This window comes from Enterobacter sp. QK-SA4 (assembly GCF_056856775.1).
Map to the genome: position 1 here is coordinate 40,683 of NZ_JBXFXH010000006.1, position 11,711 is coordinate 52,393.

Annotated in this window: 8 protein-coding genes and 2 pseudogenes; 8 read left to right on the forward strand and 2 right to left on the reverse strand. The window is 44.5% G+C overall.

The genetic code is table 11. The features are described 5' to 3' along the window. Nucleotides 1–93 precede the first annotated feature (93 nt). Nucleotides 94–555, reverse strand: a pseudogene (locus AC1VYI_RS01340) (EAL domain-containing protein); the annotation flags it as partial. 62 nt (nt 556–617) lie between these two features. On the opposite strand from AC1VYI_RS01340, the gene AC1VYI_RS01345 reads away from it, so the two are divergent. The 4 genes from AC1VYI_RS01345 (at nt 618) to arsD (ending at nt 4,383) form a co-directional block, all read left to right on the forward strand. Beyond that, nucleotides 618–1,598, forward strand: a complete 981-nt coding sequence (locus tag AC1VYI_RS01345) for an IS5-like element ISKpn26 family transposase (protein ID WP_016947617.1) — start codon at nt 618–620, stop codon at nt 1,596–1,598. Between the two features lie 128 nt (nt 1,599–1,726). Then, the gene (locus AC1VYI_RS01350) at nt 1,727–2,737 is read left to right on the forward strand and encodes an IS110 family RNA-guided transposase (RefSeq protein WP_482876337.1); all 1,011 of its coding nucleotides are present in this window, start codon (nt 1,727–1,729) and stop codon (nt 2,735–2,737) included. 882 nt (nt 2,738–3,619) lie between these two features. Next, complete coding sequence (gene arsR / locus AC1VYI_RS01355; RefSeq protein ID WP_001114073.1) at nt 3,620–3,973, forward strand: As(III)-sensing metalloregulatory transcriptional repressor ArsR; 354 nt, start codon at nt 3,620–3,622, stop codon at nt 3,971–3,973. A gap of 47 nt (nt 3,974–4,020) precedes the next feature. Continuing rightward, the gene (arsD, locus tag AC1VYI_RS01360; RefSeq protein ID WP_000783215.1) at nt 4,021–4,383 is read left to right on the forward strand and encodes an arsenite efflux transporter metallochaperone ArsD; all 363 of its coding nucleotides are present in this window, start codon (nt 4,021–4,023) and stop codon (nt 4,381–4,383) included. Between the two features lie 110 nt (nt 4,384–4,493). Here arsD and AC1VYI_RS01365 read toward each other — a convergent pair whose 3' ends face one another. Continuing rightward, complete coding sequence (locus AC1VYI_RS01365) at nt 4,494–5,198, reverse strand: IS6-like element IS26 family transposase (protein WP_036982846.1); 705 nt, start codon at nt 5,196–5,198, stop codon at nt 4,494–4,496. 196 nt (nt 5,199–5,394) lie between these two features. On the opposite strand from AC1VYI_RS01365, the pseudogene AC1VYI_RS01370 reads away from it, so the two are divergent. The 4 genes and pseudogenes from AC1VYI_RS01370 to AC1VYI_RS01385 form a co-directional block, all read left to right on the forward strand. Beyond that, nucleotides 5,395–5,622: pseudogene (locus AC1VYI_RS01370) on the forward strand (transposase domain-containing protein); the annotation flags it as partial. 133 nt (nt 5,623–5,755) lie between these two features. Beyond that, nucleotides 5,756–9,160, forward strand: a complete 3,405-nt coding sequence (locus tag AC1VYI_RS01375) for an autotransporter outer membrane beta-barrel domain-containing protein (RefSeq protein WP_482876272.1) — start codon at nt 5,756–5,758, stop codon at nt 9,158–9,160. Nucleotides 9,161–9,266: 106 nt separating this feature from the next. Further along, nucleotides 9,267–10,298 (forward strand): IS630-like element ISEc33 family transposase, encoded by a 1,032-nt coding sequence (locus AC1VYI_RS01380; protein WP_003033020.1) that lies wholly within the window; start codon nt 9,267–9,269, stop codon nt 10,296–10,298. Between the two features lie 124 nt (nt 10,299–10,422). Further along, nucleotides 10,423–11,619, forward strand: coding sequence for a glycosyltransferase (locus tag AC1VYI_RS01385; RefSeq protein WP_059387039.1), 1,197 nt, complete (start codon nt 10,423–10,425; stop codon nt 11,617–11,619). Nucleotides 11,620–11,711 lie beyond the last annotated feature (92 nt).

Below are 11,711 nucleotides of genomic sequence, written 5' to 3' on the forward strand. Positions count from 1 at the left end.
ACAGGGGTGGCTGATGCGCGACGCGTATCAGGCCTACAGACTTACCAGCAACGTGGAACAATCAAGGGATTGGGAAACGTAAATACGGAAGGATTAACGATTATATTGCGCTAAGAGTGAAGGGATCTCTTGTGCCTGCACCGGGGGAGAAATGAAAAAGCCTTGAATTTTGTCACAACCAATCTGCATCAACCGGTCCAGTTGGGACTGGGTTTCCACCCCTTCGGCAAGAACTTCGATACCAAAATTATGCGCCAGTGAAATAATACCCTCAACAATCTTTGTCGATCGGGTGTCGGGCTCAATAGCGGTGACAAATTCCTTATCAATTTTTAAGGTATCAAAAGGATATTTCAACAGGTAATTAAGATTAGCATGACCGGTTCCAAAATCATCAAGCGCAAGCTTGACCCCTATCGCCTTTAATTCCGTCATATTTTTAGCCGCAATCTGACTGTCGTACAGCGGTGACGTTTCGGTGACCTCTATTTGGCATCGATGGACCGGCAATCCGGAGGTGGCAAGATTTTGTCTGACGCGTTGGGGTAAGGAAGGTGCGAACAAGTTCCTGATATGAGATCATCATATTCATCCGGAGCGCATCCCAGAGGGACATCATGAGCCATCAACTCACCTTCGCCGATAGTGAATTCAGCACTAAGCGCCGTCAGACCCGAAAAGAGATTTTCCTCTCCCGCATGGAGCAGATTCTGCCATGGCAGAATATGACCGCTGTCATCGAGCCGTTTTATCCCAAGGCGGGCAATGGCCGACGGCCCTATCCGCTGGAGACCATGCTGCGTATTCACTGCATGCAGCATTGGTACAACCTGAGCGACGGTGCCATGGAAGATGCCCTGTACGAAATCGCCTCCATGCGCCTGTTTGCCCGATTATCCCTGGATAGCGCCCTGCCGGATCGCACCACCATCATGAATTTCCGCCACCTGCTCGAGCAGCATCAACTGGCCCGTCAATTGTTCAAGACCATCAATCGCTGGCTGGCCGAAGCAGGCGTCATGATGACCCAAGGCACTTTGGTGGATGCCACCATCATTGAGGCACCCAGCTCTACCAAGAACAATGAGCAGCAACGCGATCCGGAGATGCATCAGACCAAGAAAGGCAATCAGTGGCACTTTGGCATGAAGGCCCACATTGGTGTCGATGCCAAGAGTGGCCTGACCCACAGCCTGGTCACCACCGCGGCCAACGAGCATGACCTCAATCAGCTGGGTAATCTGCTTCATGGAGAGGAGCAATTTGTCTCAGCCGATGCCGGCTACCAGGGAGCGCCACAGCGCGAGGAGCTGGCCGAGGTGGATGTGGACTGGCTGATCGCCGAGCGTCCCGGCAGGGTAAAAACCTTGAAGCAGCATCCGCGCAAGAACAAAACGGCCATCAACATCGAATACATGAAAGCCAGCATCCGTGCCAGGGTGGAGCACCCGTTTCGCATCATCAAGCGGCAGTTCGGCTTCGTGAAAGCCAGATACAAGGGGCTGCTGAAAAACGATAACCAACTGGCGATGTTATTCACCCTGGCCAACCTGTTTCGGGTGGACCAAATGATACGTCAGTGGGAGAGATCTCAGTAAAAACCGGAAATAACGCCAGAAATGGTGGAAAAAATAGCCTAAATAGGCTGATTCGATGTGTTTGCGGGAAAAAAATCGGCCCAGATCCGCGAAATTTTAATCAGCGAGTCAGCTTGGGAAGAAATGACCTGCTTATTCGCACCTTCCCTAAAAATGTGTTCGCTGTTCATTGCGTTGACCAGAATGGCAAAACCGTTCTGGTTAAATCCAGAGTAACCCGCGCAGCTCTTCCCGGGCTGATTGCTGGTTTGCCGCCCTGTGTTATCGGGATGGAGGCGTGCTCCGGGGCTCATTACTGGGCAAGACTGTTTCGGCAGTATGGTCATGAGCCGCGTCTGATGGCCGCTAAATTTGTATCGCCTTACCGCATCGCTGGTAAATCAGGGAAAAATGATGCAGCTGATGCTCAGGCTATCTGCGAGGCGGTTCGTCGCCCACATATGCGGTTTGTGCCGGTTAAGGATGAGAGCCAGCAGGCAATGCAGTGTCTGCATCGTACCCGACAGGGTTTTATCGAAGAGAAAACAGCAACATATAATCGTCTCCGGGGGTTGATATCTGAATTCGGCGTTATCGCCCCACAAAGTACAGATGCCCTGCGCCACATAGTTTTTGAGCAGAAGAATTCTTTACCACTTCAGGTTCAGCAATGTGTTGATGATTTGCTGGAGCACGTTGCTCGCATTGAAGATAACATCGCTGAATATGACCGAATTTTGTCCCGCATGGCCAAAACAGATCATCGCAGTCAGCGGCTGATGGAATTGAAGGGCGTTGGCCCCACAACGGCCTGTGCGCTGGTCGCCAGTATCGGTAATGCACATGATTTTAAGAATGGGCGCCAGCTGGCAGCCTGGCTGGGACTGACACCATCGCAGTACAGCAGCGGCGGAAAGTCGAAGCTTGGCAGGATAACGAAAGCTGGCGATTCGTATCTGAGAACACTTCTGGTTCAGGGTGCCCGCTCGGTACTGATCGGGGCGGAGAAAAGGACTGATTTATTCAGTCGTTGGGTCTGCTCACTGGTCGAACGCAGAGGATACTGGCGCGCTGTTGTTGCCATCGCTGCCAAAAATGCAAGACTGTGCTGGGCATCATTGCATTACGGTGATGATTTCAGGTTGTACTCAGCCAGCTAAAGTACAAAGCTGTATGACCATCTGATCTGCAACTCGTTGATGATAAAGGGTTAGACCCCGTGAGGTATATCTACTTATTGTACAGGGCAAGTGTACCCGACTAACGAACTAGAGCCTCACGAGCGTCTTTCATCAGGGTCCGAATCGATGACGATTCATCATGACCGTTTATAGTACCGCAGTCTCTCCCCTTTATTTTTTTACTATAGTGCAGACAGAAACCGTAAACACCGGCGTTGACATGCCGGGGAAGCCCTTATAGTACAATAATTTTCGATATCCAAACTGACCCCCTTCAGAAAAGCATAAATGCTACGGCTTCTGACCGTGGTATCAAAAACAGGCAGCGCGCTCTGCTCCTCAGGAACCACAAGACCATATTCAGGTTTTCCCTTCATGCTTATGCAGCAGCGCCAGGGGAACCCATCCGGTCTGCCCGTCAGAAAGCCGTTCACACCACATCCAGCCATTCAGCGATCTCAGCCCGTCGTAGCCGGAAATGCAGCTTCAATATTCGGCTTAAGAATGCCGAGCAGCGCGCAGGCATTCCAGGAATGCGCCAAAGGCGCATAGAGGCGCCCTCAGAAGTTGACCAGAACACAGGAGTGGGGTCTGAGGGCCAATGGAACGAAAACGTACGCTAAGGAAATAACCAATTGTTATAATTGATATTATTCATTCTTCTCTATGAACTGAAAGCCCGCACTAAGCAATGTTTTAGCCTCAAATGACTTTTTTACCTACCCAACTAACGTAACGATCGCACATCAGGTCGTTTTTCAACCGCATAGTGACACCTGCACTCACATGCGAGAAAACACATATGATTTTGACTTCTTGTTTTGGTGGAGAGACAATACCCATTCATAGCAGGAGTACATAATGCCAGAAATTGCATCCCTACAACTTTTCAAAATACTATCTGATGAAACCCGCCTGGGTATCGTGCTACTGCTCAGGGAGATGGGGGAGCTGTGCGTATGCGATCTCTGCACAGCGCTGGAACAATCACAACCCAAGACCTCCCGCCATCTGGCGATGCTTCGGGAAAGTGGCCTGTTGCTGGATCGCAAGCAGGGGAAATGGGTTCATTATCGCTTATCCCCGCATATTCCTTCCTGGGCTGCCCTGGTGATTGAGCAGGCCTGGTTAAGTCAACAGGACGACGTACAGGCCATCGCCCGTAAGCTGGCATCGGCCAACTGCTCTGGCAGCGGTAAGGCTGTTTGTATCTAAAAATTTTGCCTGTACATATATGTTTTTACGAATATGAGGTGTTAAAGATGAAAATGTTAACGGTGTTTGATCCGGCGATGTGCTGCAGTACCGGCGTTTGTGGTTCAGATGTCGATCAGGTTTTGGTCAATTTTTCTGCTGATGTGCAATGGCTGAAAGGGCGTGGGGTTCAGATCGAACGTTATAACCTGGCGCAGCAGCCTATGAGCTTCGTTGAGAACGAAAAAGCGAAAGCATTCCTTGAGGCTTCTGGAGCTGAAGGGCTTCCGCTGCTGTTGCTTGATGGTGAAACGGTGATGGCCGGGCGATACCCAAAACGCGCTGAACTGGCTCGCTGGTTTGGTATACCGCTGGAAAAGGTGGGTTTAGCTTCCACCAGTTGCTGTGGTGGTAAAACTTCCTGTTGTTGAGTATGTCAGGAGGACATATGAAATTCTTAGAGAATATCCCGTCTTACCTGTTTTTCACGGCACTGTTGCAAAGTTAGCGATGAGGCAGCCTTTTGTCTTATTCAAAGGCCTTACATTTCAAAAACTCTGCTTACCAGGCGCATTTCGCCCAGGGGATCACTATAATAAAATGCTGAGGCCTGGCCTTTGCGTAGTGCACGCATCACCTCAATACCTTTGATGGTGGCGTAAGCCGTCTTCATGGATTTAAATCCCAGCGTGGCGCCGATTATCCGTTTCAGTTTGCCATGATCGCATTCAATCACGTTGTTCCGGTACTTAATCTGTCGGTGTTCAACGTCAGACGGGCACCGGCCTTCGCGTTTGAGCAGAGCAAGCGCGCGACCATAGGCGGGCGCTTTATCCGTGTTGATGAATCGCGGGATCTGCCACTTCTTCACGTTGTTGAGGATTTTACCCAGAAACCGGTATGCAGCTTTGCTGTTACGACGGGAGGAGAGATAAAAATCGACAGTGCGGCCCCGGCTGTCGACGGCCCGGTACAGATACGCCCAGCGGCCATTGACCTTCACGTAGGTTTCATCCATGTGCCACGGGCAAAGATCGGAAGGGTTACGCCAGTACCAGCGCAGCCGTTTTTCCATTTCAGGCGCATAACGCTGAACCCAGCGGTAAATCGTGGAGTGATCGACATTCACTCCGCGTTCAGCCAGCATCTCCTGCAGCTCACGGTAACTGATGCCGTATTTGCAGTACCAGCGTACGGCCCACAGAATGATGTCACGCTGAAAATGCCGGCCTTTGAATGGGTTCATGTGCAGCTCCATCAGCAAAAGGGGATGATAAGTTTATCACCACCGACTATTTGCAACAGTGCCCGTTTTCGTTACCGGAAGATATTCTGAAGGGCGAGTTAAGACCATTAAATTTCAATACAAACAATGAATTAACCTCTTAGCGTGGTTTTTTACATCATTGGACCTTGAACCCCGTAACTGCGTCTGACTACCCGACAATCAGATGCGTCCCTGGGCGTTGGGGCGCAAGAACTGGCTGTTTGCAGGTTCGCTGCGCAGTGGTCAGCGAGCGGCAAACATCATGACGTTAATCCAGTCAGCAAAGCTGAATGGCTTGGATCCGTATGCCTATTTAAGTGATGTGCTGAAAAGGCTGCCGACACACAAAGTGACCCAAATTGAAGAATTGCTGCCACACTGCTGGAAACCTGAACCGAATTAAAAAATAGGCATGGGGTTCAGCGGACGCTTACCTTTTAGGGTTATGTGTAGTACATTAATCGTACTATTTTTGCATTTTTAATATATAATTTTGTGACTTGTGTATTATTTTTTTACAATAGAGTGAGGTTAGTATGAATAAAATCTTTAAATTAATATGGAATAATTCATTGGGCCAATGGATTGTATGTTCAGAGCTTGGGCGAAAAGGGAAATCATCATCGAAAACGGCTTTATTGATTGGTGGTGTTCTGATTTCATCTTCGAGTTTAGCCGTAGAGTGTACTCAAGGATCAAATGGCTCAGTTACAGTGAATAATGCAAATAATACTGGAGCAAATATTAACTGTGAAGTATCCAGCATTTTACCTGAAATAGGAAATACAAGTATTTGGAATACTGGGTTTTTAGTTTATAGCCAAAATGCCAACAGAAGCATAACGCTGACCAATGATTTAACCACAACACTTAAGGGATCGGGGGGGATTTCAGTCTATGGTACTGCACCTAACTTTACATCTTCTTTTAATGCCGTTGGAAAAACACTCAATCTTACAATTGCAAATTTAGATGCGAATAGTAGCAATCCAAACGGAGATAGTATTGCAAAAGTAGGATTGGGAGTATCGCATGGAGGTACATCAACCATTGGTACGTTGAATCTCACTATGTTAGACCTACCTAGGGGATCAACATCTGGTGAACGATTTGAACATTATGGTGTAGTTGCTGGTTCAAGTGTTAATTCAGCAGAAACAGCTGCTTTTAATGGGATGAGGTCCAAAGCTATATTTGATAATTTAAATATTAAAATGAGTGCAAATAATAACCCATCCTTTTTGTTATCAGATTATCCGTTAGTTGTCGGTATTCGTGCAATTCAAGGAGCACCACAATCTTCTGGTAATGGTAGTGCTGGTTATGTAGAGGTGAATAAAGATTTAAACATTGATATTAAAAATCAAAAAAATGATGCAATAGGAATTTATATTTCGGGTTCGGAGCAAGGTGGTGTAGTACCAGAAGTTCATTTAAACAACAGTAATATCAGTATTGAGAGCACATCTACTCGTGCAAATGCCATTCGTCTAGGGAAAACAGCATCAGTTGGTACAGGCGAGGGTCGTTTGTATTCTAAAGGAAAAATGGTAATTGATACGACAAAAGCAGTTAATGATTCAGCAATTGATATTATTTGGCAGGGCGCTTTATTAGATGCTAACTCGGAGACTTCTAGTACCGAAATCAAAGCAGGCAAAGAGGCTATTAGTATTAGTGGTAATTCAAGTCAGGCCACAGATCAGACGACAACAACATTTAATAATTTAGTCATCAATAAAACAGCCACAAATACGGCAAGTTTAATTACTGTAGGAACAAACCAGAAAAACTATATTTTCTCTGCTAGAGGTGATAACACTTCACTGATCTCTAATACAGGAAATAATGCATATTTGATTAATGTTCAAGGAGCAAGTACAACGCCAAGCCAAGTCAATTATAATTTTGAAAACGGATATATGCAGGGACTTGTAAATAAAACAGACAGCTCTACTTTAAACCTTAATTTAAAAAATAATGCTACATGGCAATTAGAAGCGAATGGAAATAGTACTCAAGCAAACTTTACAACACTAAATTTAATAAATTCACAACTAGTTGCTCATGATGTGAATCGCAGTAATTTACTTATAAATACACAATCTGCTTTTAACTTAAAAGGAAACGTTGTTGCATCCAACTCTCAAATTGATCTGGCTAATGGTGTGGCTGGAGATAAATTAACCATTACTGGCGACTATACAACTGGAAATAATACTTGGCTAATGGACTCTTATTTAACGGGTCTTGGACAGAGTGGTGATTTAGGTGTAGACGGTAAATCATATACAGATAATGTCAAAATTACGGGCAATGTGATCGATAAAGGTATTGATTGGGTTTGGGTCAATAACTTAAATCTGGTTGATCCAACTGGAAAAGAATCCATTTTGATGTATGACATCGATGGAGCATCCAATGGTAAATTTCTTTTACAACGTCGTGTTGTTAAAGGTGGTTACGAATATCTTTTAAATAAACATGCAGATGGTGACTGGTATCTTGAAAGTTTCAATATGAAAGGTGAAACGGGTGATACTGGCGCAACAGGTCCTACAGGAGCGACTGGTTCTACGGGTGCAACGGGTGATACTGGCGCAACAGGTCCTACAGGAGCGACTGGTTCTACGGGTGCAACAGGTCCTACAGGAGCGACTGGTTCTACGGGTGCAACGGGTGATACTGGCGCAACAGGTCCTACAGGAGCGACTGGTTCTACAGGAGCGACTGGTTCTACGGGTGCAACAGGTCCTACAGGAGCGACTGGTTCTACGGGTGCAACGGGTGATACTGGCGCAACAGGTCCTACAGGAGCGACTGGTTCTACGGGTGCAACGGGTGATACTGGCGCAACAGGTCCTACAGGAGCGACTGGTTCTACGGGTGCAACGGGTGATACTGGCGCAACAGGTCCTACAGGAGCGACTGGTCCTACAGGAGCGACTGGTTCTACGGGTGCAACAGGTCCTACAGGTCCATATCAACCAGTCATTCGCCCAGAGGTTGGTAGTTATACTTTTAATGCCAATATTGCTAATAACTTATTTGTCCATCGTTTAGAAGATCGTATTGGTGCAAGTGAATACACCAATATGAATAAAGATGATGTTGGTCAACTTTGGTTAAGAGCTGTAGGGGGCTATAATGAATTTGAAGATAAATCTGGACAGATTGATACCGATGGTCATCATTATCTTTTACATGTAGGTTTAGGTTTGGCAAAATTTGGCGAAAAAGATGAATATAATGTCGGATTAATGGCTGCTTATGGTAATGCACGGAGTGATTCCAAATCATCTATTACAAATTATAAATCATCTTCAAAAATAGATGGTTATGGCTTTGGTTTGTATGGAACCTGGTTTGAAAATCCGACTGAAAAAACTGGTGCATATCTAGATACATGGGCAATGTGGAGTAAGTTTAAAAATGAAGTATCTGGACAAGATTTTGGAACAGAAAAATATGACTCTTCAGGGATTACTGCCTCAATAGAAGCTGGTTCTAGTTATAAATTTGGACAAAGTGAAGGCGTTAGTTATTGGATTCAACCGCAAGGTCAATTTATTTACCAAGATGTTCAATTAAATTCATTTAAAGAGAAATCTACAGGTACGCTAATTGATAAAGGCAAGGGCAATATTCAAACTCGTCTTGGTGCAAAAGCCTTTCTTGTGGTCCCTACAGATATTGCAGCGAGCTCAAACTATCGCCCATACGTCGCATTAAATTGGATTTATAATTCTGAAGACAAACTTGTGAAGTTAGATAATAGTTACTATGGTATTTCTGGTAACTCAAATTTGGGTGAAATTAAATTTGGTGTTGAAGGACAAACAAGCAAAAACAGTTATGCATTGTTTAATCTTTCATATCAGATGGGTAGTAATAACTATAGCGATTTCATTGGAAATATTGGTTGGAAAGTGAATTTCTAATTCTAAATAGCTGCGCGGAATAGTAGATCACTGAAAGGGAACTCAGCCCGGATTGCGCGATCTGATCATTCGCCAAACCAACCAAAACCACCAACCGGACTGAGCGATGCCGATCATAGCACCAATACCCCGTGGCGAACGACGCCTGATGCAGAAAGCTATTCATAAAACGCGCGATAAAAATCATGCCCGCAGACTCACGGCCATGCTGATGCTTCATCGGGGTGAACGGGTCAGCGATGTTGCCAGAACTCTCTGTTGTGCCCGTTCATCCGTTGGTCGCTGGATTAACTGGTTTACGCACTCAGGTATTGAAGGCCTGAAATCCTTACCCGCAGGGCGCTCCCGACGCTGGCCTTTTGAACATATCTGCACCCTGTTACGTGAGCTGATAAAGCATTCTCCCGGCGATTTTGGTTATCAACGTTCACGCTGGAGCACCGAATTACTGGCAATAAAAATCAATGAGATAACCGGTTGCCAGTTACATGCAGGAACCGTTCGCCGCTGGTTGCCATCTGCGGGGCTTGTATGGCGCAGGGCCGCGCCAACTCTGCGCATCCGTGACCCACATAAAGATGAAAAGATGGCGGTAATCCACAAAGCGCTGGATGAATGCAACGCAGAGCATCCGGTATTTTATGAAGATGAAGTGGATATTCACCTTAATCCTAAAATCGGTGCGGACTGGCAGTTGCGCGGACAGCAGAAACGGGTAGTGACGCCGGGGCAGAACGAAAAATACTATCTGGCCGGCGCACTGCACAGTGGCACGGGTAAAGTCAGCTACGTGGGCGGCAACAGCAAAAGTTCAGCGCTGTTTATCGCTCTGCTGAAGCACCTGAAAGCCACTTACCGGCGGGCGAAAACAATCACGCTGATCGTTGATAACTACATTATCCATAAAAGCCGCGAAACACAGCGCTGGTTGAAAGCAAATCCCAAGTTCAGGGTAATTTACCAGCCGGTTTACTCGCCGTGGGTGAATCATGTGGAACGGCTATGGCAGGCACTTCATGACACGATAACCCGTAATCATCAGTGCCGCTCAATGTGGCAGTTACTGAAAAAGGTCCGCCATTTTATGGAAACCGCCAGCCCATTCCCCGGAGGAAAACATGGTCAGGCAAAAGTGTAGCGGTATTAGGCGCAGCTATTTAGTATTTAAGTATTCTTATTCTTAAAAGAAATCCTTCAAGAAGCCTTGCAATGCAAGGTTTCTTTCATATAGAAGTATGTAAATAGAATCAAAGAGAAAAAATATGACACTTTGCTTAAATATGATTGTAAAAGATGAAAGTCATATCATTGAACAAACATTAGAAAATATATGTCAACATTTTAAGTTGGATTACTGGGTAATCTCAGATACTGGATCTAGTGATCGTACACCAGAGATTATCGAAAACTTTTTTAAAGCGAAAAATATTCAAGGTGAGATAATTTATGAAGCTTGGCAAAATTTTAGTTATAACCGTAATATTGCTTTAAAAGCTTGTCTTGGAAAAAGTGATTACATTCTTATTTTTGATGCAGATGATTCTTTAATAGGTGAGTTAAGTCTACCGGCTTTACAGAAAGATGCTTATTATTTTCAACTTTCCAATGAAGATCTCTCTGTAAAATATTTAAGAAAACTCATTATTAAAAATAATGATCAGTATCATTGGCGTGGTGTTTTACATGAATATTTAGAAAATAAAAATGAACAAGAGGTAGGGGAAGTTCAAGGCGATTATGTCGTTATCTCAGGTCGAAAGGGTAACCGGAGTTTAGATAAAGACAAATACTTAAAAGATGCCAAAATCCTTGAAATAGCTTATATCGCTGGTGATGATCCAGATTTATTGCCACGTTATGCATTCTATTGTGCACAATCATATAAAGATGCTGGACAGATTAATAAAGCAATTGAATGGTATCTAAAGCGGGCTGAATTAGATACGGGTTGGTATGATGAGAAATACTGTAGTTTTGAACAATTAGGCTTACTTTATGAAAGTGAAAAAAATTATAAAGACGCACTATCGTATTGGCAGATGGGGATAGCTTATGACCCACAAAGGGCAGAGTGTTGGTATCATTCGGCTAGACGACATAGTTGGGATCATCATCCTGAATTGGCTTACTGTTTTGCCAAACAAGCTAGTGAAATAAAAATGCCAGAAGGTAATCGTTTATTTTTAAAAAAAGATATTTATAAATTTTGGTCACTATATGAATGGTGCTTAAATGCATACAAACTTGGAAAATTTGAAGAGTCTTATCTAGCCTTTAAAAAATTAGTCGAACACTGTCCAGAAGACCTTGTAAATCGTTTAACGCATCAAATGAATGAGTATCGTTGTCTTATTATGCAAGACTCTTTTTATGATGTACAAATTTTAGCAGTCAATTTAAATAAAATTGGCAAAAGATATTTACTAGAAAATATTTTAAAAGATTTTAGTAAATCTTGATTTTAAGAGCCTCTAAATATTATTGCAGTCATTAAAAAACGGCTTTTTTGCATAAATATTTTGGAGCCTGTAAATAATTTTGTGTAATTGCT